At 56.5% G+C, this 23,321-nt stretch carries 24 protein-coding genes; 17 read left to right on the top strand and 7 right to left on the bottom strand.

Annotated features, from left to right (window positions below; all coding sequences use genetic code 11):
• Position 1 precedes the first annotated feature (1 nt).
• Together grxC and secB are read left to right on the top strand one after the other, a co-directional pair.
• Positions 2-256 (top strand): glutaredoxin 3, encoded by a 255-nt coding sequence (grxC, locus tag ACVBEG_RS23010; protein WP_322177369.1) that lies wholly within the window; start codon positions 2-4, stop codon positions 254-256.
• Between the two features lie 42 nt (positions 257-298).
• Positions 299-787, top strand: coding sequence for a protein-export chaperone SecB (secB, locus tag ACVBEG_RS23005; RefSeq protein ID WP_322177370.1), 489 nt, complete (start codon positions 299-301; stop codon positions 785-787).
• A gap of 56 nt (positions 788-843) precedes the next feature.
• Here the strand turns inward: secB and trmL are convergent, their stop codons facing one another.
• The gene (trmL, locus tag ACVBEG_RS23000; RefSeq protein WP_322277867.1) at positions 844-1,299 is read right to left on the bottom strand and encodes a tRNA (uridine(34)/cytosine(34)/5-carboxymethylaminomethyluridine(34)-2'-O)-methyltransferase TrmL; all 456 of its coding nucleotides are present in this window, start codon (positions 1,297-1,299) and stop codon (positions 844-846) included.
• Here trmL and ACVBEG_RS22995 point away from each other — a divergent pair.
• A complete protein-coding gene (locus ACVBEG_RS22995) occupies positions 1,298-1,738 on the top strand; it encodes a hypothetical protein (RefSeq protein WP_447108333.1) in 441 nt (146 codons plus the stop codon). The two genes, trmL and ACVBEG_RS22995, sit on opposite strands and share 2 nt — an antisense overlap.
• Positions 1,739-2,056: 318 nt before the next feature.
• On the opposite strand, the gene tauC is transcribed toward ACVBEG_RS22995, so the two are convergent.
• Genes tauC through tauA form a run of 3 tightly spaced genes read right to left on the bottom strand, consistent with a single transcriptional unit; the run spans position 2,057 to position 4,684 of the window.
• Positions 2,057-2,896 carry a taurine ABC transporter permease TauC gene (tauC, locus tag ACVBEG_RS22990; protein ID WP_322177373.1) on the bottom strand — a complete coding sequence of 280 codons (840 nt, stop codon included), beginning with the start codon at positions 2,894-2,896 and terminating at the stop codon, positions 2,057-2,059.
• Positions 2,893-3,687: a taurine ABC transporter ATP-binding subunit gene (tauB, locus tag ACVBEG_RS22985; protein WP_322177374.1), complete on the bottom strand. Its 795-nt coding sequence runs from the start codon at positions 3,685-3,687 to the stop codon at positions 2,893-2,895. Before tauB ends, tauC begins: the two co-directional genes overlap by 4 nt.
• Positions 3,688-3,706: 19 nt before the next feature.
• On the bottom strand, positions 3,707-4,684 hold the full coding sequence (tauA, locus tag ACVBEG_RS22980) for a taurine ABC transporter substrate-binding protein (protein WP_322177375.1): 978 nt from the start codon (positions 4,682-4,684) through the stop codon (positions 3,707-3,709).
• A gap of 597 nt (positions 4,685-5,281) precedes the next feature.
• Here tauA and ACVBEG_RS22975 point away from each other — a divergent pair.
• Entirely contained in the window at positions 5,282-6,625 is a 1,344-nt protein-coding gene (locus ACVBEG_RS22975; protein ID WP_322177376.1) for an OprD family outer membrane porin, read from the top strand.
• A 94-nt stretch (positions 6,626-6,719) separates the two neighbouring features.
• Here the strand turns inward: ACVBEG_RS22975 and pmrG are convergent, their stop codons facing one another.
• Positions 6,720-7,379, bottom strand: coding sequence for a lipopolysaccharide core heptose(II)-phosphate phosphatase PmrG (gene pmrG, locus ACVBEG_RS22970; protein WP_330201373.1), 660 nt, complete (start codon positions 7,377-7,379; stop codon positions 6,720-6,722).
• Positions 7,380-7,728: 349 nt separating this feature from the next.
• Between pmrG and ACVBEG_RS22965 the strand changes: the two genes are divergently transcribed.
• The 5 genes from ACVBEG_RS22965 to ACVBEG_RS22945 all read left to right on the top strand — a co-directional run bounded on the left by ACVBEG_RS22965 (position 7,729) and on the right by ACVBEG_RS22945 (position 11,503).
• Positions 7,729-8,367, top strand: coding sequence for a peroxiredoxin (locus ACVBEG_RS22965; protein WP_447108332.1), 639 nt, complete (start codon positions 7,729-7,731; stop codon positions 8,365-8,367).
• Positions 8,368-8,632: 265 nt separating this feature from the next.
• A complete protein-coding gene (locus ACVBEG_RS22960) occupies positions 8,633-9,598 on the top strand; it encodes a sulfonate ABC transporter substrate-binding protein (RefSeq protein ID WP_322177379.1) in 966 nt (321 codons plus the stop codon).
• A 28-nt stretch (positions 9,599-9,626) separates the two neighbouring features.
• Complete coding sequence (gene ssuC / locus ACVBEG_RS22955; protein WP_322177380.1) at positions 9,627-10,424, top strand: aliphatic sulfonate ABC transporter permease SsuC; 798 nt, start codon at positions 9,627-9,629, stop codon at positions 10,422-10,424.
• Positions 10,421-11,236 (top strand): aliphatic sulfonates ABC transporter ATP-binding protein, encoded by an 816-nt coding sequence (gene ssuB / locus ACVBEG_RS22950; protein WP_323566094.1) that lies wholly within the window; start codon positions 10,421-10,423, stop codon positions 11,234-11,236. Before ssuC ends, ssuB begins: the two co-directional genes overlap by 4 nt.
• A gap of 51 nt (positions 11,237-11,287) precedes the next feature.
• A complete protein-coding gene (locus tag ACVBEG_RS22945; RefSeq protein WP_219063645.1) occupies positions 11,288-11,503 on the top strand; it encodes a TOBE domain-containing protein in 216 nt (71 codons plus the stop codon).
• A gap of 111 nt (positions 11,504-11,614) precedes the next feature.
• Here the strand turns inward: ACVBEG_RS22945 and ACVBEG_RS22940 are convergent, their stop codons facing one another.
• On the bottom strand, positions 11,615-12,256 hold the full coding sequence (locus tag ACVBEG_RS22940; protein ID WP_322177382.1) for a TetR/AcrR family transcriptional regulator: 642 nt from the start codon (positions 12,254-12,256) through the stop codon (positions 11,615-11,617).
• Between the two features lie 108 nt (positions 12,257-12,364).
• Complete coding sequence (locus ACVBEG_RS22935) at positions 12,365-13,741, bottom strand: glutamine synthetase family protein (protein ID WP_322177383.1); 1,377 nt, start codon at positions 13,739-13,741, stop codon at positions 12,365-12,367.
• A 278-nt stretch (positions 13,742-14,019) separates the two neighbouring features.
• On the opposite strand from ACVBEG_RS22935, the gene ACVBEG_RS22930 reads away from it, so the two are divergent.
• From ACVBEG_RS22930 to ACVBEG_RS22895, 8 genes are all read left to right on the top strand, one after another.
• Positions 14,020-14,796 (top strand): gamma-glutamyl-gamma-aminobutyrate hydrolase family protein, encoded by a 777-nt coding sequence (locus tag ACVBEG_RS22930; protein ID WP_322177384.1) that lies wholly within the window; start codon positions 14,020-14,022, stop codon positions 14,794-14,796.
• Positions 14,797-14,834: 38 nt separating this feature from the next.
• A complete protein-coding gene (locus ACVBEG_RS22925) occupies positions 14,835-16,193 on the top strand; it encodes a glutamine synthetase family protein (protein ID WP_322177385.1) in 1,359 nt (452 codons plus the stop codon).
• A gap of 55 nt (positions 16,194-16,248) precedes the next feature.
• Positions 16,249-17,613 (top strand): aspartate aminotransferase family protein, encoded by a 1,365-nt coding sequence (locus ACVBEG_RS22920; RefSeq protein WP_322277875.1) that lies wholly within the window; start codon positions 16,249-16,251, stop codon positions 17,611-17,613.
• Positions 17,614-17,836: 223 nt separating this feature from the next.
• Positions 17,837-18,937 (top strand): polyamine ABC transporter substrate-binding protein, encoded by a 1,101-nt coding sequence (locus ACVBEG_RS22915; RefSeq protein ID WP_322177387.1) that lies wholly within the window; start codon positions 17,837-17,839, stop codon positions 18,935-18,937.
• A 246-nt stretch (positions 18,938-19,183) separates the two neighbouring features.
• Positions 19,184-20,278 carry a polyamine ABC transporter substrate-binding protein gene (locus tag ACVBEG_RS22910; protein WP_322177388.1) on the top strand — a complete coding sequence of 365 codons (1,095 nt, stop codon included), beginning with the start codon at positions 19,184-19,186 and terminating at the stop codon, positions 20,276-20,278.
• A 59-nt stretch (positions 20,279-20,337) separates the two neighbouring features.
• The gene (potA, locus tag ACVBEG_RS22905) at positions 20,338-21,480 is read left to right on the top strand and encodes a polyamine ABC transporter ATP-binding protein (RefSeq protein ID WP_322177389.1); all 1,143 of its coding nucleotides are present in this window, start codon (positions 20,338-20,340) and stop codon (positions 21,478-21,480) included.
• Positions 21,481-21,515: 35 nt separating this feature from the next.
• A complete protein-coding gene (locus tag ACVBEG_RS22900) occupies positions 21,516-22,397 on the top strand; it encodes an ABC transporter permease subunit (RefSeq protein WP_322182984.1) in 882 nt (293 codons plus the stop codon).
• Positions 22,394-23,284, top strand: coding sequence for an ABC transporter permease subunit (locus ACVBEG_RS22895; RefSeq protein ID WP_322177390.1), 891 nt, complete (start codon positions 22,394-22,396; stop codon positions 23,282-23,284). Before ACVBEG_RS22900 ends, ACVBEG_RS22895 begins: the two co-directional genes overlap by 4 nt.
• Positions 23,285-23,321 lie beyond the last annotated feature (37 nt).

The raw sequence follows: 23,321 nt of genomic DNA, 5'->3' as shown, positions 1-23,321 counted from the left end.
AATGGCTGACGTCATCGTCTATTCAAGCGACTGGTGCCCTTACTGTATGCGCGCCAAGCAGTTGCTGCAGAGCAAAGGGGTGGCCTTCGAAGAAATCAAAGTCGATGGCCAGCCTCAAGTTCGTGCCGACATGACCAAGAAAGCCGGGCGCACGTCAGTCCCGCAAATCTGGATTGGCGCCTTGCATGTGGGCGGTTGCGATGACCTGTTTGCCCTGGAGCGCGCCGGTAAGCTGGATGCGCTGCTTCAGGCTTGAATCCGAAACCCTACAAGACCTTAAAAGTAAGAAGGATCTAAGATGACTGACCAACCGACCAACGGCGGTGTAGCAACCGAAGATGAAGCACCGCAGTTTTCCCTGCAGCGCATCTATGTTCGTGACTTGTCGTTCGAAGCCCCAAAAAGCCCGGCGATTTTTCGCAAGGAATGGACTCCAAGCGTCAGCCTGGATCTGAACACCCGTCAAAACGCTCTGGAAGGCGACTTCCATGAAGTGGTCCTGACGCTGTCGGTCACCGTTAATAACGGCGACGAAGTAGCCTTCATCGTTGAAGTGCAGCAGGCCGGGATCTTCCTGATCAAGGGTCTGGACGCAGCCGCCATGAGCCACACGCTCGGCGCGTTCTGCCCGAACATCCTGTTCCCGTATGCTCGCGAAACGATCGACAGCCTTGTCGTGCGTGGTTCGTTCCCTGCGCTGATGCTGGCGCCGGTCAACTTCGACGCGTTGTACGCGCAAGAGCTGGCCCGTATGCAAGAGTCGGGTGAAGGCCAGACTGTGCAATAAGCGACACGCTGGGATTGAAAAAAGCGCCTCTCGGGGCGCTTTTTTATGGCGCGTACTTAGGCGAAATCCAGCTGACGCCAGGCTTCATACACGGCTACGGCTACGGTGTTGGACAGGTTCAGGCTGCGGCAGCCTTCACGCATAGGCAGGCGCAGGCGGTGATCGCTCGGCAGGGCGTCGAGTATGTCCGCTGGCAGGCCACGGCTTTCCGGGCCGAAAAGAAAGGCGTCGCCTTTTTCGAAGGCCGCCTGGTGGAAAGGCCGTGAGCCTTTTGTGGTAAAAGCAAACAGCCGTGGGTGCCCGAGGCTTTCCAGGCAGCTGGGCAGGTCGGGATGGCGATGCAGAGTGGCGTACTCGTGATAATCGAGTCCGGCCCGGCGCAGGCGCTTGTCGTCGAGTTCGAAGCCCAACGGCTCGATCAAATGCAGGGTGCAGCCACTATTGGCGCACAGCCTGATGATGTTGCCGGTATTCGGCGGAATTTCTGGTTGAAAAAGGATGACGTGAAACATGCACGGCTCCGAACTGAAAGACGGGCTGCATTCTACTCCTGAAGAGGACCCGCGACCGAAGCTCTGGCCGCGAGTTCTTGGTTCTATGGCAATTGTCGGGGTCATGGTGGGTCTGATGATCGGCCGTTTGACCGCTCCCGACCCGCTGGAGCTGCAACAAATCGAGGCGCTGCCCAACGGGCTGGCAGTGTGGTTCAACCACGAGCCGCAAGTGCATGGCGAGGAGATTGAAGGCGCGGTGGCATTGCTGTTCAACGTGCACGGGGTGGCGCAGCGCGGAGCGTTCAAGCTAAACGGGAAGGATGTTCGCTGGAGGGTACAACGCAGTGACAAGGGGGTATTGCTTAACCTGATGGCGGCCCGTCCATTGCACGGCGACTGGCGCGGTGCAAAGGTGGACGGGCGCTGGAGACTGGAGATTAGCCTCCGGGAGGAATAAAAGAGGGGAATCCCCGGCCTGCCTGTACCAAGGTCCCCAAAACTGGTGTTACTTAACCTATTGCAGGTGGCGTGCCAGTTTGAGTGGAAATGCTTATTTTCGTTGCTCAGGCCTTTAAAAGCGGGCTTTTCGCGATTTTCGAATGAAGGTACGAAACGTTTCGGTCGGTTTCTTGATCCGTATTCCTGCACATAATGTGCGCACCCAGGCACGCCAGGTTCCCAAAGTGATGCATTTCTCGCCCTTCGCGAATGGCATCACGCAGTATTCCTGCCTTAAACGGTTTATCCCCTATGGGGTGATGATCCCGTGAGCTAGTCAGTGGGTCTGGCCGTGCCATGGCACCAGTTTACGTTGCAGGGCGCGTAGACCCATTTCCATGGCGAAAGCGATCAGCGCGATCACCAGAATGCCCAGCACCACGACGTCGGTGACCAAAAACTGCGCCGCCGACTGGACCATAAAGCCCAGGCCACTGGTGGCGGCGATCAGTTCAGCAGCAACCAGCGTTGACCAGCCCACTCCCAGACCGATGCGCACGCCAGTCAAGATGTCCGGCAGGGCGCTGGGCAGGATCACATGACGAATCAGCTGCCAGCGCGTTGCACCCAGCGATTGCGCGGCGCGGATTTTTGCCGGGTCTACGGTGCGCACACCGGTAGCGGTGGAGATCGCAATCGGCGCAAAAATCGCAAGGTAGATCAGCAGCACTTTGGACAGCTCGCCAATGCCGCACCAAATCACGATCAATGGCAGGTACGCCAGCGGTGGAATGGGCCGGTAGAACTCGATAAGCGGATCGAAGATGCCCCGGGCGATCCGGTTATGACCGATCGCGATGCCGATTGGAATGGCCGTCAGCACAGCGAAACCCAGACCCAGGCCGATACGTTGCAGGCTGGCGCCTAGATGCTGCCAGAGCGTGGAATCCATATAGCCCTTGGTTGCCAGCAGCCAGCCTTTTTCCAGCACCGCCGCCGGTGGCGGTAGGAACAGGGGTTCAATCCATTCGGCCGCCGTGACTGCCCACCAGATGGCCAGCAGGGTCACCAGAGTCAGAACGCTGATCCATCGGGTGCTCAGGCTGCGGCGCAGGGGTACGAGGGTGGACGGGCTATTGCTGGCCTTCACGGTGACCGGTAATTCGTAGCTGCTCATGCGCGCTGCTCCCATGTCGGGATACTGCGTTGAGAAAAGACCCTGGACAGGACGTGCTCGCGGGTCTCGATAAATCGCGGGTCGGATTTGAGTGCGCGCGCCGATTCGCCCGCCGCGTAACGCTGACCGAAGTCCAGTTGCAGACGCTCGACGATCTGCCCCGGATGGGGGGCCAGCAGGATCAAATCGGTGGCGAGAAATACCGCTTCTTCAATGTCATGCGTGATCAGGAACACCGGTTTGGCGGTGCGTTGCCAGACGTGCAGGAGCAACTCCTGCATCTGCTCGCGGGTAAACGCATCAAGGGCGCCGAAGGGTTCATCCATCAGCAATACTCGCGGGTCGGCGGCCAAGGCACGGGCCAGGCCGACGCGTTGTTTTTGCCCGCCGGACAGCTGCCAGACACGCCGCTGCTCGAACCCGGCGAGATCCACCAGCGCCAGCATTTCCCGCGCTTTGGATTCACGTTGGGTGCGTGGTACTCCCGCCAGTTGCAGACCGAAGGCAACGTTGGCCAGAACATCCTGCCAAGGCAGCAGGGCATCGTCCTGAAACACCACGCCGCGCTCGGCACTTGGGCCTCTGACGGCAACGCCATCAAGGGTAATGCGCCCGGCGCTGGGCTCGACGAAACCAGCGATCAAATTCAACAGCGAAGTCTTGCCACTGCCGGACGGACCGAGTGCGACCAGCAACTGCTGCGGGCCCAGGCTCAGGGAAATATCCGCCAGTACCGGCTCGACTGCGCCGGGGTACTGTGCGCTGATGCGCTCCAGCTGTAATAAGGCCATGACAAGAACCCCTGACTGATTATTGAGTGATGAACTTGGCGCTTACGTAGGGGGAATAATCGGCCAGTACTGCATCGACCTTGCCTTGCTCCTTGAGGAACGCAGCCGTCTTGGTCACCGCGTCGATGGTCGGTGCGCCCAGCGCGACAACCTGATCGGCCGCCAGCGGGTACGCATTGCCTTGCAGCAGCACGGGAATGTCAGCAGGTTTTGCACCTGACAATTTCACCAGCTTGTCGACATTGCCGCTGTTGGCGAGCCAGGCGGTCGGGTCTTTGCGGTAGTCGGCGTAGGCGTCGAGGGTGACCTTGGCGAATGCGCTGACGATTTCCGGGTGCTTGGCGGCGAAGTCTTTGCGCACGATCCACGCATCGAACGTCGGGGCGCCGAGCTTGGCCAGGTCGCCAGAAGTGATCAGCACTTTGCCGGTTTCTTTGGCAACACCCAGCGCCGGGTCCCAAACGTAGGTGGCGTCAATGTCGCCGCGCTTCCAGGCGGCCGCTATCGCAGGTGGAGCAAGGTTGAGGATCTGCACTTTGGACGGGTCGATATTCCAGTGTTTCAACGCCGCCAGCAGGCTGTAGTGGCCGGTGGAAACGAACGGTACAGCGACTTTTTTGCCGATCAGGTCCTGGGGCGAATTGATGCCCGAACCGTTGCGCACGACCAGCGCTTCCGAGGCGCCAATCTGGGTAGCGATCAAAAAGGTTTCGATCGGTAATTTACGTGTAGCCGCAGCGGTCAGCGGACTTGAGCCGAGGTAACCGATCTGTACGTCGCCCGAGGCGATGGCGGTGATGACGTCGGCACCGTTGTCGAATTTGCGCCAGTCGACCTTGGCGTGGGTGGCCTTTTCATAAGCCCCGTCGGCCTGCGCAACTTTGGCCGGGTCGACGGTGGTTTGGTACGCGACGGTAAAATCTGCGGCGTGCGCGAGAAGAGTTGTGGTGACCAGGGATAGGGCCGCCAACACGCGTAAGGGGGTGTGTAGTTTCATTTGAAAGCTCCAGATCAGGCGGTCGAGGTTCGGCTGAAATAGAGACTAAATGATCTAAGAAACATTAAGTAAATAACTTATTGGTATTAGCTTATGAGGGGAATTTCTCTGGGAGCGATGGCTGAGTGGCCAATTGTCATCGTCCAGTCATAAAAGTGTGACTATATGTGTGGCCGGTATCGACGACGGGTAGGGAAGCAAAAACGCCTTATCCTTTAGTATTACTGGGCGATTACGTGACCGGTCGGTCTGAACGTCGGCAATTTGGTGGGAGAAAATAGACTCCCTGCTGAAAAACGCGCCGAAATATTTTTGGGAATTAAGTCATGAGGTCGATACACTCCGGCTCGACGAACAGAAACAGTTTGTCACTTATAACTCGATGATCTAAAAAATATTAAGTAATACCTTTTAGGTTGAGGAATTTTTGATTACCGTGCAGCGACCCGCACGCGCGGTCTAATCAATTAGTCTCGAAGCGACCAGTAACCATTGACTCAACAGGTCGGGTCTGGCGCTAATCGCGCATCTGCGGGCTTGAGCTTTTGCCTCAAGACCCGTGGAAATACAAAAATTAGATACACGAGGAGCGAAACAATGAACAAGTCCACCTTGGCTTTGGCCATCGCAGTAGGGGTTTTGGCCCAACAAGCCGGTGCTGCTGGTTTCATCGAAGACAGCAAGCTGAACCTGAGTTCCCGTACGTTTTTCTTCGACAATGACAACCATTCCGGCAAAGCAGATCAGCGCGAAACGGCTGAGGTTCTGAAACTCGATTACCTTTCCGGTTTCACCCAAGGCGTCATTGGCGTCGGTGTTGACGCACAGCTGATTTACGGGCTGCACCTTGATGGTGGCCGTGGTAACCATCCAGATCCAAACACATTCTGGCCAAGCGATCACGACAACTCTGCCGTACATGACCTTGCTCGTGGCGACGCGAACGTCAAGTTCCGTTACTCCAAAACAGAATTGCACGTGGGTGGCGCCTTGGCCCCACAACTGCCGATTCTGACGGCTAACGACAGCCGCACCATGCCGGCGAACTACGACGGTGGCATCATCACCTCCAAAGACCTCGACAACGTAACATTTGTCGGTGGTCAACTGGAGCACTCCACCGGCCGTGCAACCACCAACAGCACTGGCCTGTCGGTTAACGGCGCCACGATGGACAGCAACCAGTTCCGTTTCGCCGGTGCTGACTGGAAGGTTACTAAAGACCTGACCTTGCAGTACTACTACGCGAATCTGGAAGACTTCTACAAACAGCACTTCCTCGGCTTGGTACACGTTCTGCCAATCGGCGACAATCAGTCGTTCAAAACCGATGTGCGCTATTTCAACAGCAGTTCCGATGGCAAGAGCAGCGCCGGTGATGCTGGGTACGCGTTCAACAACAACGGTGGTTACGCCAAGAAACCAGGAGAGGTTGATAACACCACCTGGAGTGCGATGTTCACCTACCAACTGGGTGGCAACTCGTTCTTGCTGGGTCACCAGCGTGTCAGCAACGACGGCGGTTTCGTCTACCTGAACCAGGGTAATGTCACTACAAATGGTAAGGCATCTGGTGCAAACGAAGGCAACGGCGGCCCGAGCTTCTACCTGTTCACTGACTCCATGATCAATGGTTTCGTTCGTGCCGGTGAGAACACCACGTTCGGTAAGTACACCTATGACTTCGCAGGGCTTGGCGTTCCGGGCCTGAAAGCCTCGATCGCTTACTTGAGTGGCGATAACATCAAAGACAAGACTCTCGCGGGTGTAGATCACTCCGAGTGGGAACGTGACATGCGTGTGGATTACGTGATCCAGACCGGTTACCTCAAAGGCTTCGGCACCACCCTGAGCAACGGCGCTTACCGTGGCGACGGTACTGGTATTGATTCCCAAAACCAGACTCGTCTGATCTTCAACTACACCTACTCTTTCCTGTAAGTGTATTGAGTACAAGAAGCCCCGCTTGCGGGGCTTTTTGTTGTCTGGGTTTTCATGGTCCAGACGGTGCAACACTATTTGCTATCAGCTGAATTCAATTGGCCAGGACTTTCGGCCAATCGTTCGCGTTGATAAAACCGAGCAAATGGGGTTGCTGTTGATCATCAACCGTGATGAACAGCGACGATCCGTAGTCGGGCGTCGGTGAGTCACGAAACTTCATGGTTTTCGCCAGCGCGTTCATGCATTCGCTGTGGGTCACCAGAACAAGATTGCGGTTCTTCGCTTTGTGTTGAAGCGAGTCGCTGAGCATGGTTTGCCGACAATTGGACAGCCACTCCTGACCCGCGCCCGTGTAGTTGAACATGAAGGCTGCGGTTTGTGCCGTTCGGGTCATAGGGCTGCTGTAAATGTCGGCCTTCCCCAGACCGAGCGTTTGAAAGTGTTGCCCTACGGCTTCGGCGACACTTTTGCCCGGCAGGGTGATGCCGTCTGCGGGGCCCAGGCAAGGCGCAGAGGAGTGATCGCAGCGCTCGACGTGGCGCACGAGGACGATCATGTCACCTTGAGCCCAGCGTGATTTGAAGTCGGTGATCGTGACGTTGTTGCCTTTTGCAAGGTCAGGAACCGCAGCGGGTTTCAACAGGAAAAATGTCACGCTTGCCAAAGCGGCTACACAGACTAACGCGGCCAGTTTTGTTTTGTTTTTTGCGAAGTTACTTGGATGGAACAAACGTCGGGTTCCGCTCAGCAAAGTCTGTACTCCATGTTTAAACCGCTCCCACGGCAATTCTCAGCGTTGTAACGCGTCATCAGATAAACAACAAAATACGTTCCAACGGGTGAAGGTTCTGAACCCGACGCCCAATAGCACCAGTAGGAGGTTAGTGTGCAGGTCCATACGTCAATGAACGGTGAAATAGGCGTGAAAATTTAACTGTTCCGGGCGTCCTGGGTGAGAGCCTTGCTGAGTTGAAGGGGGCAGAGGAAGGCAGTGAGGTTCTTTAGATTCAAAATGAATAAACAAATTAAAATTCATTCTTTTTTATTTCTTTTGGATCGGTGCAAAGTAGGGCGCTTCATAGTCAACCAGGAGCCGCACCATGAGCCTACGACTCGGCGATATCGCCCCCGACTTCGAGCAGGAATCAAGTGAGGGGAAAATCCATTTCCATGAGTGGCTTGGGAGCAGCTGGGGTGTATTGTTTTCCCACCCGGCCGACTTCACGCCGGTGTGCACCACTGAGCTGGGTTTTACGGCCAAGCTCAAGGATGAATTTGCCAAACGCGGGGTTAAAGCGATTGCGCTGTCGGTGGATTCGGTCGATTCCCACATCAAGTGGATTGACGACATCAATACCACCCAGAACACGATCGTTAATTTCCCTATCCTGGCCGACGCCGACCACAAGGTGTCGGACCTGTACGACCTGATCCACCCCAATGCCAGCGACACCCTGACGGTGCGTTCGCTGTTCGTGATCGATCCGAACAAAAAAATTCGCCTGACCATCACCTACCCAGCCAGCACCGGGCGTAATTTCCATGAAATCCTGCGGGTCATCGACTCGCTGCAACTGACCGATAACTACAAAGTCGCAACGCCGGCCGATTGGCAGGACGGGGATGACGTGGTCATCGTGCCGTCGATCAAGGACGAAGACGAAATCAAGAAACGCTTCCCCAAAGGCTATAAGGCCGTCACGCCTTACCTGCGTCTGACGCCGCAACCTAACCGATAAGCCTCGCTGTCTGGTGAGGTTGTTTTTTGTTGAAAAGAGGGCCGTTGAATCGGCCCTTTTTTTCGTCTGCGATTTGGAGGCCTGCTAATTTCATGCGCTTAAATTGCATATGCAATTTAAGAATAAACAAATGAAAAAATAAGATTTATAGATATAAAAAACACCTGTTAATGTCTGTTCACTTAGCGAAATCGCTAACCCCACCTTACTCACCCGCCAACGGGCAAGCAGGTGCAACTTCATAGCTACAGCAAAGGAGAGCGCCATGCGCACTGTCATTTTGCGTCGAAGCTTGGTCGCTCTGTTTGCTGCGGCTGTCACCTTCGGCGCTATTACTCAAGCTCAGGCAGAAACCCTGCGCATCGGTTATCAGAAGTACGGCACGTTGGTTTTGTTGAGGGCCAAAGGCACGCTGGAGAAGCGCCTCGCCGAGCAAAACGTGCAAGTGCAATGGACCGAGTTTCCGGGTGGTCCGCAGTTGCTGGAAGGGCTGAACGTGGGTTCCATCGATTTTGGCGTGACCGGCGAAACACCGCCCGTGTTCGCTCAAGCGGCCGGTGCCGACCTGCTGTATGTCGCGTATGAGCCGCCGGCCCCGACCAGTGAAGCGATTCTGGTCCCCAAAGATTCACCGATCACGTCGATAAAGGACCTCAAAGGCAAAAAAGTCGTACTGAATAAAGGCTCCAACGTGCATTACCTGCTGGTGCGTGCGCTTGAAGATGCTGGTCTGAAGTACAGCGATATCCAGACCGTATTCTTGCCGCCGGCCGATGCGCGTGCCGCTTTCGAGCGCGGCAGTGTGGATGCCTGGGTTATCTGGGACCCCTACCAAGCGGCCGCCGAGCAACAACTGCAAGCGCGCACTCTGCGTGACGGCACCGGCATCGTCGACAACCATCAGTTTTATCTGGCAACCAAGCCGTACGCTGAAAAACATCCGCAAGTGATTCAGGCATTGGTCGAGGAAGTTCGCGCCGTCGGCGAGTGGTCCAAGGCCAACCCCGATGAAGTGACCCAACAGGTCGCGCCATTGCTCGGCCTGACGCCGGACATCACCCGCACCGCCGTCAAACGCCAAGGTTACGGGGCACTGTTCATCAGCCCAGACGTGGTCGCGGCGCAGCAGAAAATCGCTGACACCTTTTACCAGCTCAAGTTGATTCCCAAGCCGCTGAGCATCAAAGACGTGATCTGGACGCCCCCGGCCAAAGTAGCCACGGCTCAGTAATCAACAGGCCCCTAGAGGAGACAACTCCATGAGCCTCAGTGCTTCGCAAAAAATCATTCACAGGCTGGCGCCTTGGGCACTTCCAGTCTTGTTGTTGGCGGTCTGGCAACTCTCGGTCAGCGCGGGCTGGCTTTCGACTCGCATCCTGCCGGCGCCGAGCGCCGTCATCGAAGCGGGCATAAGCCTGGTGCGCAGCGGCGAAATCTGGAAGCACCTGGCAATCAGTGGCTGGCGTGCCGGGATCGGATTCGCCATTGGCGGTGGTCTCGGCCTGGCGCTGGGCTTTATCACAGGCCTGTCGAAATGGGGTGAACGCCTGCTCGACAGCTCGGTGCAGATGATTCGCAACGTGCCGCATCTGGCGCTTATTCCGTTGGTGATCCTGTGGTTTGGCATTGATGAGTCTGCGAAGATTTTTCTGGTGGCGTTGGGCACCGTGTTTCCGATTTACCTGAACACCTATCACGGGATTCGCAACGTTGATCCGGCGCTGGTGGAAATGGCACGCAGCTATGGCCTGTCCGGTTTCGCATTGTTCCGGCAGGTGATTTTACCGGGCGCATTGCCCTCGATTCTGGTGGGGGTGCGCTTCGCTCTGGGCTTTATGTGGTTGACCCTGATCGTGGCTGAAACCATTTCCGCCAGTTCAGGAATCGGTTACCTGGCAATGAATGCCCGGGAGTTTCTGCAGACCGATGTGGTGGTCCTGGCGATTCTTCTTTACGCGGTGCTCGGCAAGCTGGCGGACCTTGCGGCGCGCGGTCTGGAGCGTGTCTGGCTGCGCTGGCATCCGGCGTATCAAACGGTAAAAGGCGGTGCGGTATGAGCAGTCTTAAGCAGCAACAGCCGCCCCACCTGCTGCGCGGTATTCCGCTGGCGGTACGCAAGCTGCGCAAAACCTTCGGTCAGCGCGAGGTGCTTCGCGATATCGATCTGCATATCCCGGCGGGGCAATTCGTCGCGGTGGTTGGTCGTAGCGGTTGTGGCAAAAGCACCCTGCTTCGCTTGTTGGCCGGTCTTGATAAACCGACTGGCGGTGAACTGCTGGCGGGGTCAGCACCGCTCAGTGATGCGCTGGAAGATACCCGTTTGATGTTTCAGGAAGCGCGGTTGCTGCCCTGGAAAAAAGTTATCGATAACGTGGGTCTTGGCTTACAGGGCAACTGGCGCCCACGCGCTTTGGACGCATTGGATGCTGTGGGCCTGGCGGAGCGCGCCGATGAATGGCCGGCAGCCTTGTCCGGCGGGCAAAAGCAGCGCGTGGCCCTGGCTCGGGCATTGATTCACCAACCGCGACTGCTGCTGCTCGATGAGCCCCTAGGTGCGCTGGATGCACTGACCCGTATCGAGATGCAGCAACTGATCGAACGCCTTTGGCAACAGCATGGCTTCACCGTGTTGCTGGTCACCCATGACGTCAGCGAAGCCGTGGCGATTGCTGATCGGGTGATCCTGATTGAAGAGGGCCAGGTCGGCCTCGACGTGATGATAGACCTGCCTCGTCCAAGGGTACGTGGCTCTCATCGCCTGGCTGCGCTTGAAACCCAAGTACTGAACCGGGTGCTGCAGATACCCGGCTCGCCGCCTGAACCGGAGCCCGTATCACCGTTGCCCACGCAGTTGCGTTGGGCCCAATAACCGAACCGTACCGATACCGTTTGAACCCCCAACTCTTACAGGAAATACATCATGACTATTAAAGCTATCAACGTTCGTAACCAGTTCAAAGGCACCATCAAAGAAATCCTCGAAGGCCCGGTGTTGTCGGAAATCGACGTACAAACAGCGTCAGGTGTCGTCACTTCCGTGATCACTACCCGCTCGGTCAAAGAGTTGGAGCTGGTGGTTGGCAGCGAAGTGATCGCCTTCGTCAAATCCACTGAGGTATCGATCGCCAAGCTGTGATCGATGCGTTGCAGACAACCCCGGACGGCCAAAGCCCTTCGGGGTTTTTTATGTGAAAAACGCAATCCATGTAAGCGCCCTTGCCCCGTCTTATCGCGGGCAAGCGCGCTCCTACAGGGGGGCGATGTGTTTCTTGGGCAGATACGGCGGTAAATACAATCCAAGGTACGCATCGAACACCCGCATGCCTTCTTCGGCCAGGCGCGGGGTGATCTGGTCGTGGAGCTGCACCGAACGGGCGTAAACCCGGTCGCCGAGTTCCATCGCCAACGCAAACACGTCGACATCGTCCGGCAGGGCAGGGAGCTGGAAGTGCCGGGCGAACAGCGCGTGCATCAGATTGCCGAGCTCGATATCGTGCTGCCGGTCGGCCTGGGTGACTTCGGTCAGGCCGTGTTGTGCGAGGATCAGTTGGCGGGCGGCGGCATCGGCGCTGTAGATACTCAACATCCGTTGCTCGACCAGTCGTGACAGGTCGCGCCAGCTCGTCAGCTGTTCGTGTTCTATGGGCGCTTGCAGGCAGGCGCGAAAGGCAGCGTGGACGTCTGCGGTCAAGGCTTCGAGCAGGGCCGGGACGCCGGCAAAGAAGTGATAAACCGAAGACGGTGGTATTTGCGCACGTTCGGCAACGCTGTAGATCGACAGACTGGCCACCCCTTCGGCGGCAAGCAGCGTGCGGGCGGCATCGAGAATCGAGTCGATCCGGGCCTGGCTGCGTGCGCGGGGTTTACGGGGCGCGGCGAGTCGCGTCATGGGTGATTTCCTGTTTTGGGCAGTGGGCATTGTACGGGTTGCAGTGCAGCGGCCACAAAAAAACGCCGCCAACCTTGCGGCCGACGGCGTTCTTTTTATCGCACAGCGTTAGACGGTGTGCAGGTACCAGTTGTATTCGAGGTCGGAGATGGAGTGTTCGAACTCTTCCAGCTCACTTTCCTTACAGGCGACGAAGATATCGATGTATTTCGGGTCGATATAGCGCGCCATGATTTCACTGTCGTCCAGCTCGCGCAGGGCATCACGCAAGTTGTTGGGCAGGCTTTGTTCGTTCTGCTCGTAGGAGTTGCCTTCTACGGGGGCGCCTGGCTCGATCTTGTTGGTCAAGCCGTGGTGCACGCCCGCCAGCACAGAGGCCAGCAGCAAGTACGGGTTGGCATCGGCACCGGCTACGCGGTGTTCGATACGCACGGCATCGGGAGCGTCGGTCGGAACGCGCAACGCGACCGTCCGGTTGTCCAGGCCCCAGCACGGCGAGTTCGGCACGTAGAACTGTGCGCCGAAACGACGATAGGAGTTAACGTTCGGGCACAAGAACGCCATTGATGCCGGTAGGGTCTCGAGCACACCGCCGATCGCGTGACGTAATGCGGCGTTCTGCTCGGGATCCTCACTGGTGAAGATGTTTTTACCATCGCGATCAAGGATCGAGATGTGGACGTGAAGACCGTTACCCGCCTGACCCGGATAGGGTTTGGCCATAAAGGTCGAATCCATTTCGTGGTCGTAAGCGATGTTCTTGATCAGGCGCTTGAGCAGTACCGCGTAGTCGCATGCCTTGATCGGGTCGGCAACGTGGTGCAGGTTCACTTCGAACTGCGCCGGGGCACTTTCCTTGACGATGGCGTCAGCCGGGATGCCTTGTTCCTTGGCACCTTCCAGAACGTCCTGGAGGCAGTCGACGTATTCGTCCAGGTCATCGATCAGGTAAACCTGAGTCGAGTGAGGGCGTTTGCCGGAAATCGGCGAGCGCGGAGGTTGTGGGCGACCGTTCACGTTCTCCTGATCGATCAGGTAGAACTCAAGTTCGAATGCGGCGCAGATAGTCAGGCCCATTTCGTCGAACTTGCTGACGACCTGACGCAGTACTTCGCGGGGGTCGGCAAAGAAGGGTTCGCCTTCGATTTCGTGCATGGTCATCAGCAGTTGCGCGGTTGGGCGCTTTTGCCACGGCTCATTGCACAGGGTGCCCGGGATCGGATAACAGATTCGGTCAGCATCACCGATATCCAGACCCAGACCGGTGCTTTCCACCGTTGAGCCATTGATATCCAAGGCAAATAAAGAGGCAGGCAAGTTAATGCCTTTCTCGTAAACCTTATGGAGGCTGGTGCGTTCTATGCGCTTACCACGCACCACACCATTCATATCTGCAATCAGAAGGTCAACGTACAGAACCTCAGGATGTTCCTTAAGGAACGCGTTCGCTTCGTTAAGCTGAACGGCACGCGGGGGTACCGACATGATGCAACACCTTTGTTGTTAAAAATATCAATCATCGAGCTTCGTGGGATTCAGTCAATCCGAAAGCCATCATGAAGTCAATAGAGCTCTTTTTTGCACTCAAAAAGCGCTCAGAGGCCGTTTTTGCCGCAAATTAGGGCAAGTATTGCGTTTTGACAGCCTTAGAATCTGCGGGCTTGAGCGGGCTGTGTTCTATTTTTTACGGGGGTGTTGTGAAAAAAAATGAACAAGGCTAAGCTCGATTGCAACCCATAACAGCAATAATACTCGGGGGTTCCATGTCTCGCCTGCCGTTAATCGGCGTGACCGCCTGCACCAAGCAGATCGGTCTGCACAGTTATCACATCAGTGGCGACAAGTACGTCCGCGCAGTCGCAATCGCTGCCAAGGGCTTGCCGCTGATATTGCCGTCACTGGCTGAATTATTTAACACGGCCCAGATACTCGCCAGCGTCGATGGACTCCTGTTCACCGGCTCGCCCTCCAATGTCGACCCCTCCTATTACGACGGTCCAGCCAGCGCGCCGGGCACCGCTCATGATCCTGATCGTGACCGCACTACTCTACCCCTGATTCGTGCTGCTGTGGCGGCGGGCGTACCGGTGTTGGGAATTTGCCGGGGGTTTCAGGAGATGAACGTGGCCTTCGGTGGCAGCCTGCATCAGCGTGTTCATGAAGTTGGAACATTCATGGACCACCGTGAACAGGATAACGAGCCGCTCGAAGTCCAGTACGGGCCAAGCCATATCCTGCATATCCAGCCGGGCGGCGTGCTCGCGGGCCTTGGCCTGCCAAGCGACATTCAAGTCAATTCGATTCATGGTCAGGGCGTTGAGCGTCTGGCGCCGGGCTTGCGCGTCGAGGCTCTGGCGCCTGACGGGTTGATCGAGGCGGTCTCGGTCGCGGCAGGCTCGGGTTTTGCTTTAGGTGTGCAATGGCACCCCGAGTGGCAAGTGACCTCGAATCCGCATTATCTTGCGATTTTCCAGGCATTTGGCGATGCCTGTAGAAAGCGGGCAATACAACGCGACGCAGCCGCGTCAGAAAGTGCCTGACCCCTTCGGGGCCAAGGTGTCTACCTCCTGAGGTATTTATGAGTACCAATCTCGACCAGCTCACCGATTGGTTGAAAGAGCACAAGATCACTGAGGTCGAATGCATGATTGCCGACCTCACTGGGATTACTCGCGGGAAGATCTCACCGACCAATAAGTTCATCGCCGAAAAAGGCATGCGCTTGCCCGAGAGTGTGTTGCTGCAAACGGTCACCGGCGATTATGTCGAAGATGACATCTATTACGAACTGCTGGACCCGGCGGACATCGACATGATCTGCCGCCCGGACCAGAACGCGGTGTTCCTGGTGCCATGGGCCATCGAACCGACGGCTCAGGTGATTCACGACACCTACGACAAGCAAGGCAACCCGATCGAGCTGTCGCCGCGCAACGTATTGAAGAAAGTCCTGAAACTCTATACCGACAAGGGCTGGCAGCCGATTGTGGCCCCGGAAATGGAGTTTTACCTGACCAAGCGTTGCGAAGACCCGGACTTCCCGTTGCAGCCGCCGATTGGTCGCTCCGGTCGCCCGGAAACCGGTCGTCAATCGTTCTCTATAGAAGCTGCCAACGAATTCGACCCGTTGTTCGAGGATGTTTACGACTGGTGCGAACTGCAGAATCTGGACCTGGACACACTGATCCACGAAGACGGCACGGCGCAGATGGAAATCAACTTCCGTCACGGTGATGCGTTGTCGCTGGCCGACCAGATTCTGGTGTTCAAGCGTACCATGCGTGAAGCCGCGCTGAAGCACGACGTGGCGGCAACCTTCATGGCCAAGCCGATGACCGGCGAACCAGGCAGCGCCATGCACTTGCACCAGAGCGTGATCGATATCGCCACCGGCAAAAACATCTTCTCCAACGAAGACGGTTCGATGAGTGAGTTGTTCCTGTGCCACATCGGTGGCCTGCAAAAATTCATCCCCGAGCTGTTGCCGTTGTTCGCGCCGAACGTCAATTCGTTCCGCCGCTTCCTGCCTGATACTTCGGCACCGGTGAACGTGGAGTGGGGTGAAGAGAACCGGACCGTGGGCCTTCGGGTGCCAGATGCGGGTCCGCAAAACCGTCGGGTGGAAAACCGCCTGCCGGGTGCCGACGCCAACCCGTATCTGGCCATCGCGGCGAGCCTGCTGTGCGGCTACATCGGGATGGTCGAAGCAATCAATCCGAGTGCGCCGGTCGTGGGGCGTGGTTATGAACGACGCAATCTGCGTCTGCCGTTGACCATCGAAGACGCGCTGGAGCGAATGGAAAACAGCAAGACAATCGAAAAATACCTCGGTAAGAAATTCATTGTCGGTTACGTCGCGGTCAAGCGTGCCGAGCATGAGAATTTCAAGCGCGTGATCAGCTCTTGGGAACGTGAGTTCCTGCTGTTCGCGGTCTGATTATGATGGGCGCGGCTATGGTCGGCCGCGCCACTTTGAATACGGAGAGAGCGGCATGAGTAATAACAATCCACAAACGCGCGTCTGGCAGGCCTTGAGCAATGATCACCATCTGGCGCCGTTCAGCGACTTCAAACAATTGAAAGAAAAAGGCCCGCGCATCATCACTCGCGCCAAGGGCGTTTATCTGTGGGACAGCGAAGGCAACAAGATTCTCGACGGCATGGCCGGTCTCTGGTGCGTGGCCATCGGTTACGGCCGTGACGAACTGGCCGATGCCGCCAGCAAGCAAATGCGCGAGCTGCCGTATTACAACTTGTTCTTCCAGACCGCTCACCCGCCGGTCCTGGAGTTGGCCAAAGTCATTTCCGATATTGCGCCGGAAGGCATGAACCATGTGTTCTTCACTGGTTCGGGCTCTGAAGGCAACGACACCGTGCTGCGCATGGTGCGTCACTACTGGTCGATCAAAGGCCAGCCGAAGAAGAAAATAATCATCAGCCGAATCAACGGCTATCACGGTTCGACCGTTGCTGGCGCCAGCTTGGGTGGCATGGTTGGCATGCATGAACAGGGCGACTTGCCGATCCCCGGCATCGTCCACATCGCACAGCCGTATTGGTTCGGCGAAGGCGGCGACATGAGCCCGGATGAATTCGGGGTCTGGGCGGCCGAGCAACTGGAGAAGAAAATTCTCGAGTTGGGCGTCGACAACGTGGGCGCCTTTATTGCCGAGCCGATCCAGGGCGCGGGCGGTGTGATCGTTCCACCCGACACCTACTGGCCGAAGATCAAAGAGATCCTCGCCAAGTACGACATCCTGTTTATCGCTGATGAAGTGATCTGCGGGTTTGGTCGCACCGGCGAATGGTTCGGCAGCGATTTCTACGGCCTGAGACCGGACATGATGACCATCGCCAAAGGCCTGACCTCGGGTTACATCCCGATGGGTGGTTTGATCGTGCGCGATGAAGTGGTCGACGTGCTTAACGAAGGCGGCGATTTCAACCACGGATTCACTTACTCCGGTCACCCGGTTGCCGCTGCGGTGGCCCTGGAAAACATCCGTATTTTGCGCGATGAAAAAATTATCGAGCACGTCCGGGAAGAAACGGCACCCTATTTGCAAAAGCGTTTACGTGAGCTGAATGATCACCCATTGGTAGGTGAAGTTCGGGGCGTAGGGCTGCTGGGTGCAATCGAGCTGGTGAAAGATAAATCCACTCGTGAGCGTTATACCGGCAAGGGCGTCGGGATGATTTGCCGACAGTTCTGCTTCGATAACGGCCTGATCATGCGCGCCGTGGGCGACACCATGATCATTGCGCCGCCGCTGGTGATCAGTTTTGCTGAGATTGATGAGCTGGTGACCAAGGCTCGTACGTGCCTGGACCTGACCTTACGTGCCATACAAGGCTAAGTGCTGGGATCAGGTGGAAAAGTGCTTGATTGAGGTGAGTGAAACCGTAGCAAGTTCAACGATTTTCACTCACTTTAAACAGGGCTGGTTTTTGATGTATGCAGTGGACAGGTATTAAGGCGGGCCATGTGGTCTTGAAAGCCCGCCCGGAATCTTGCCAGACTCATGGCGGATTCAGTTGCCGCTACCCAACGGTTAGTGTTCAAACAACGGAGCTGTACGCATGAAGATATTTGGCAAGACCCTCCTCGCCTTGTCCCTTATGGGCGTAGTGGCCGCTGCTGCTCAGGCCGATGACAAAGTTCTGCACGTCTATAACTGGTCCGACTACATCGCACCGGATACCGTCGCGAAATTTGAAAAAGAGTCGGGCATCAAGGTCGTTTACGACGTCTTTGACAGTAACGAAACACTCGAAGCCAAGTTGTTGGCCGGCAAGTCCGGTTACGACATTGTGGTGCCGTCCAACAACTTCCTGGCCAAGCAAATCAAAGCCGGCGTTTATCAGGAACTGGACCGCTCCAAGCTGCCTAACTGGAAAAACCTGAACGAGAATCTGCTCAAAACCGTGGGCGCAGCCAGCGACCCAGGTAACAAGCATGCCTTCCCGTACATGTGGGGTTCGATCGGCATTGGTTACAACGCCGAAAAAGTTAAAGCAGCCTTGGGCGCTGATGCGCCGGTCAATTCCTGGGACTTGCTGTTCAAGCCAGAGAACGCAGCCAAGCTGAAGGGCTGTGGCGTCAGCTTCCTCGACTCGCCAACCGAGATGATTCCGGTGGCCCTGCATTACTTAGGTTATCCAACCGACACCAAGGACAAAAAGCAGCTGAAAGAAGCTGAAGACTTGTTCCTGAAAATCCGCCCATCGATCACCTATTTCCACTCTTCCAAGTACATCGGTGACTTGGCCAACGGCAACATCTGTGTGGCGGTCGGTTACTCGGGTGACGTTTACCAGGCCAAAGCCCGTGCTGAAGAAGCCGGTGGCAAGGTCAAGGTCAGCTACAGCATTCCTAAGGAAGGGGCCGGTAGCTTCTACGACATGGTTGCGATTCCCAAGGATGCCGAGAACGTCGAAGGTGCTTACAAATTCATGACCTTCCTGCAGAAACCGGAAATCATGGCTGAAATCACCAACAGCGTGCACTTCCCTAACGGCAACGCCGCAGCAACACCGTTGGTCAACGAAGATATCCGTACCGACCCAGGCGTTTATCCGTCGACCGAAGTGCAGGCAAAACTGTACGCCATCAGCGATTTGGATGCCGCAACACAGCGACTTCTGACGCGCAGCTGGACCAAGATCAAATCGGGCAAGTAATGCTCGTGTAAGACCAGCGTGGATCACTTGCAGGGGCTGATGTGTTGGCGAAGAACGCAACGCGGTGTGATGGATACGCCGCCTTCGCCAATACATGGGTTCTTGCAGGGGATCGCACCCATGCTATTGAAGTGTTTTTGGCTGGATGGGTTTATCGAAGGTCAGTTACGCGCCGATTTTGTTGTTCGGCAGGTACCGTGCTGTCTGACACGGGCAAAAGGCCCGCAATAGAAGAGGACCACCCCATTGTCTATTTCTTATTTTCACAACGCATTGTTGGTCGGTGCGAGCTTGACCTTGGCGGTCAGTGTTCAAGCCGCTTCCACGGTGCATATTTATAACTGGTCTGATTATATCGGCGAGACCACCTTGGTGGACTTTGAAGCGGCCACCCACATCAAACCGTTGTATGACGTATTCGATTCCAACGAAACGCTTGAAGGCAAGCTGCTCGCCGGGCATACCGGTTATGACGTGGTCGTTCCGTCCAACCACTTCCTGGGCAAGCAGATCAAAGCCGGGGCGTTCCAGAAACTCGACAAGGCCCAGTTGCCCAATTGGCAGAACCTCGACCCGGCGCTGCTCAAGCGTCTGCAGAAGAATGATCCGGGCAATCAGTACGCCGTGCCGTATCTATGGGGCACCAATGGTATTGGTTACAACGTCGATAAAATCAAGGCGGTACTGGGTGTCGACAAGATCGACTCCTGGGCAATGTTGTTCGAGCCCGAGAACATCAAAAAGCTTTCTAAATGCGGCGTAGCGTTTCTCGACTCTGGCGATGAAATGATTCCCGCCATGCTCAATTACATGGGCCTGAAACCCAACAGTGAAGACCCGGAAGATTACAAAAAAGCGGAAGCGAAGTTACTGGCCATCCGGCCCTACGTGACGTACTTCAACTCGTCCAAATACATCACCGACCTGGCCAACGGCGACATCTGCGTGGCCGCCGGATTTTCCGGTGATGTGTTCCAGGCAAGAGCCCGCGCGGCAGAAGCCGGCAAGGGCGTGAAGGTGGCTTACGTCATCCCCAAGGAAGGCGGCAACCTGTGGTTTGACATGCTGGCGATCCCCCGTGATGCGAGCAACGTCAAAGAGGCCCATGCCTTCATTAACTATCTGCTCAAGCCGGAGGTGATTGCTCAGGTCAGCGACACCGTCGGCTATGCCAACCCGAACTTAAAGGCTGACGCGTTGATGGATCAGAAAGTACGCACCGATGCCGCGGTTTATCCACCGCAAGAGGTCCTGGACAAGCTTTACGTCAATGCTGAGTTGCCCCCGAAGGTGCAACGTTTAATGACCCGCAGCTGGACTAAGGTCAAGTCGGGTAAATAAGAAAAATCCAGGCCCGGCTGTACTGGTCGGGCTGCAAATTTTGTTGGGAGTTTCACCAAATGGCAGTTGCCTCCGGCGCCTATAAGAAAGCCCTCGAAGGTGGTCAGCAACCTAAACAGGTGCTGGTCAAAATCGACCGGGTCACGAAGAAGTTCGACGAGACGATTGCCGTGGACGACGTGTCCCTGCAAATCAATAAAGGCGAGATTTTTGCCTTGCTCGGCGGCTCTGGTTCAGGAAAGTCCACGCTTCTGCGCATGCTCGCAGGCTTTGAGCGGCCGACCGAGGGGCGTATCTACCTTGATGGCGTGGATATCACCGATATGCCGCCCTACGAGCGGCCGATCAACATGATGTTCCAGTCCTACGCGCTGTTCCCGCATATGACCGTCGCGCAGAACATCGCCTTCGGTTTAAAGCAGGACAAGATTTCCGCTCAGGAGATCGATGCCCGCGTGGCTGAGATGCTCAAGCTGGTGCAGATGAGCCAGTACGCCAAGCGCAAGCCGCATCAGTTGTCCGGCGGTCAGCGCCAGCGTGTGGCCCTGGCGCGCTCGCTGGCGAAAAAGCCGAAGCTGTTGCTGCTCGACGAACCCATGGGTGCGCTGGACAAAAAACTGCGCTCGCAAATGCAGCTGGAATTGGTCGAGATCATCGAGCGCGTTGGCGTGACCTGCATCATGGTGACCCACGATCAGGAAGAGGCCATGACCATGGCCCAGCGCATCGCAATTATGCACCTGGGCTGGATCGCACAGATTGGCAGCCCGATTGATATTTATGAAACCCCGACCAGCCGGCTGGTCTGCGAATTCATCGGCAACGTCAACCTGTTCGAAGGCGAAGTCGTCGATGACGCCGAAGGTCACGCGCTGATCGCAAGCCCGGAACTGGAACGCAATATCTTCGTCGGCCACGGTATTAGTACGTCGGTTGAAGACAAGCACATTACCTATGCGATTCGTCCGGAAAAGCTTTTGGTTACCACGATGATGCCAAGCTGCGAGTACAACTGGTCGCGCGGCAAAGTACACGACATCGCTTACCTGGGGGGCCACTCGGTGTTTTATGTCGAGTTGCCGTGCGGCAAGATGGTCCAGTCGTTCGTTGCCAACGCTGAACGCCGTGGTGCACGTCCGACCTGGGACGATGAAGTCTACGTATGGTGGGAAGACGACAGCGGCGTGGTATTACGCTCATGAAAATGCGAAAAATAACACGCACGCTCAGCCGAATAATTCCCGGTGGCCGGCAGTTGGTCATCGGGGTCCCTTTCCTCTGGATGTTCCTGTTCTTCATGCTGCCGTTCATCATCGTGCTGAAAATCAGCTTCGCTGAGGCAGACGTTGCGATTCCGCCGTACACCGAAATTTTCAACGTTATCGAACAGAAACTGCAGCTGATTCTCAACCTCGGCAATTACGCGATGCTCGGCGATGATGAGCTGTACATCGCTGCTTACCTGGGCTCGCTGAAGATGGCGTTTTTCAGCACGCTGCTGTGCTTGCTGATCGGCTATCCCATGGCCTACGGCATCGCCACGGCGCGCAAAGAAAGCCAGACGGTCTTGCTGCTATTGATCATGATGCCAACCTGGACCGCGATCCTGATTCGCGTTTACGCGTGGATGGGCATCCTTAGCAACAACGGCCTGCTCAACAGCTTCCTGATGTGGCTGGGGGTCATCAACGAGCCCTTGCAGATACTCAATACCAACCTGGCGGTCTATATCGGCGTGGTGTATTCCTACCTTCCGTTCATGATCCTGCCGCTGTACGCCAACTTGGTGAAACATGATCAAAGCCTGCTTGAAGCCGCTTCGGACCTGGGTTCGAGCACCTTCAACAGCTTCTGGAAAATCACCGTGCCGTTGTCCAAAAACGGCATTATCGCCGGCTGCATGCTGGTCTTCATTCCGGTAGTGGGCGAGTTCGTGATCCCGGAACTGCTGGGCGGTCCCGAGACGTTGATGATTGGTAAAGTGCTGTGGCAAGAGTTCTTCAATAACCGTGACTGGCCGGTAGCGTCTGCTCTGGCGGTGGTGATGCTGGCGATCCTGATCGTGCCGATCATCCTCTTCAACCGTAGCCAGGCCAAAGAACTGGAGGCTAAAGCATGAAGCGCTTCAGATTCTCGAACATGATGCTGATATTGGGCCTGGTATTTATCTACGCCCCCATGGTCATCCTGGTTATCTACTCGTTCAACGCCTCCAAGCTGGTGACGGTCTGGGGTGGCTGGTCGATCAAGTGGTACGTTGGCCTGCTGGATAACACCCAACTGATGGGTTCTGTCATGCGTTCGCTGGAGATCGCGTGCTATACGTCGATCGCCGCCGTGGCGCTGGGGACCATGGCTGCGTTTGTGTTGACGCGTATCGCTCACTTCAAAGGCCGGACGCTGTTCGGTGGGTTGGCGACGGCCCCTCTGGTGATGCCTGAAGTGATCACCGGTCTGTCGCTGTTGCTGCTGTTCGTGGCCATGGCGCAGATGATCGGCTGGCCGCAGGAACGCGGCATCGTCACCATCTGGATCGCTCACACAACGTTCTGTGCGGCGTACGTGTCGGTGGTGGTTTCGGCTCGCTTGCGTGAGTTGGACCTGTCCATTGAAGAAGCGGCCATGGACCTGGGGGCGCGGCCGTGGAAGGTGTTTTTCCAGATCACCATCCCGATGATTGCGCCGTCACTGGCTGCGGGCGCGATGATGTCTTTCGCCCTGTCGCTGGACGATCTGGTCCTCGCCAGTTTCGTGTCGGGCCCTGGCTCGACGACCTTACCGATGGAAGTGTTCTCCGCCGTGCGCCTGGGCGTTAAACCGGAAATCAACGCCATCGCCAGCTTGATCCTGTTGGCCGTTTCGATAGCGACCTTCATGGTCTGGTTCTTCAGCCGTCGGGCTGAAGATCAGCGCAAGCGCGCTATCCAGCTCGCCATCGACGAAGCTGCTGCCGAGACCTGGTCACAACCCGATCCACGTCGGGCGCAGGTATCTGAAGTCGCATGATTGATTGTGCCGGACGTCGTTATAAACGGCGTCTGGC

It is taken from the genome of Pseudomonas sp. GG8 (assembly GCF_052976945.1).
The sequence above is the reverse complement of the archived record's forward strand: the minus strand, read 5'-3'. Positions and strand labels throughout refer to the sequence as shown.

Coding starts and splice junctions, on each gene's coding strand:
- grxC (WP_322177369.1), top strand. CDS start 2: ATGGCTGACGTCATCGTCTATTCAAGCGACTGGTGCCCTTACTGTATG.
- secB (WP_322177370.1), top strand. CDS start 299: ATGACTGACCAACCGACCAACGGCGGTGTAGCAACCGAAGATGAAGCA.
- ACVBEG_RS22995 (WP_447108333.1), top strand. CDS start 1,298: ATGCACGGCTCCGAACTGAAAGACGGGCTGCATTCTACTCCTGAAGAG.
- trmL (WP_322277867.1), bottom strand. CDS start 1,299: ATGTTTCACGTCATCCTTTTTCAACCAGAAATTCCGCCGAATACCGGC.
- tauC (WP_322177373.1), bottom strand. CDS start 2,896: ATGAGCAGCTACGAATTACCGGTCACCGTGAAGGCCAGCAATAGCCCG.
- tauB (WP_322177374.1), bottom strand. CDS start 3,687: ATGGCCTTATTACAGCTGGAGCGCATCAGCGCACAGTACCCCGGCGCA.
- tauA (WP_322177375.1), bottom strand. CDS start 4,684: ATGAAACTACACACCCCCTTACGCGTGTTGGCGGCCCTATCCCTGGTC.
- ACVBEG_RS22975 (WP_322177376.1), top strand. CDS start 5,282: ATGAACAAGTCCACCTTGGCTTTGGCCATCGCAGTAGGGGTTTTGGCC.
- ACVBEG_RS22965 (WP_447108332.1), top strand. CDS start 7,729: ATGAGCCTACGACTCGGCGATATCGCCCCCGACTTCGAGCAGGAATCA.
- ACVBEG_RS22960 (WP_322177379.1), top strand. CDS start 8,633: ATGCGCACTGTCATTTTGCGTCGAAGCTTGGTCGCTCTGTTTGCTGCG.
- ssuC (WP_322177380.1), top strand. CDS start 9,627: ATGAGCCTCAGTGCTTCGCAAAAAATCATTCACAGGCTGGCGCCTTGG.
- ssuB (WP_323566094.1), top strand. CDS start 10,421: ATGAGCAGTCTTAAGCAGCAACAGCCGCCCCACCTGCTGCGCGGTATT.
- ACVBEG_RS22945 (WP_219063645.1), top strand. CDS start 11,288: ATGACTATTAAAGCTATCAACGTTCGTAACCAGTTCAAAGGCACCATC.
- ACVBEG_RS22940 (WP_322177382.1), bottom strand. CDS start 12,256: ATGACGCGACTCGCCGCGCCCCGTAAACCCCGCGCACGCAGCCAGGCC.
- ACVBEG_RS22935 (WP_322177383.1), bottom strand. CDS start 13,741: ATGTCGGTACCCCCGCGTGCCGTTCAGCTTAACGAAGCGAACGCGTTC.
- ACVBEG_RS22930 (WP_322177384.1), top strand. CDS start 14,020: ATGTCTCGCCTGCCGTTAATCGGCGTGACCGCCTGCACCAAGCAGATC.
- ACVBEG_RS22925 (WP_322177385.1), top strand. CDS start 14,835: ATGAGTACCAATCTCGACCAGCTCACCGATTGGTTGAAAGAGCACAAG.
- ACVBEG_RS22920 (WP_322277875.1), top strand. CDS start 16,249: ATGAGTAATAACAATCCACAAACGCGCGTCTGGCAGGCCTTGAGCAAT.
- ACVBEG_RS22915 (WP_322177387.1), top strand. CDS start 17,837: ATGAAGATATTTGGCAAGACCCTCCTCGCCTTGTCCCTTATGGGCGTA.
- potA (WP_322177389.1), top strand. CDS start 20,338: ATGGCAGTTGCCTCCGGCGCCTATAAGAAAGCCCTCGAAGGTGGTCAG.
- ACVBEG_RS22895 (WP_322177390.1), top strand. CDS start 22,394: ATGAAGCGCTTCAGATTCTCGAACATGATGCTGATATTGGGCCTGGTA.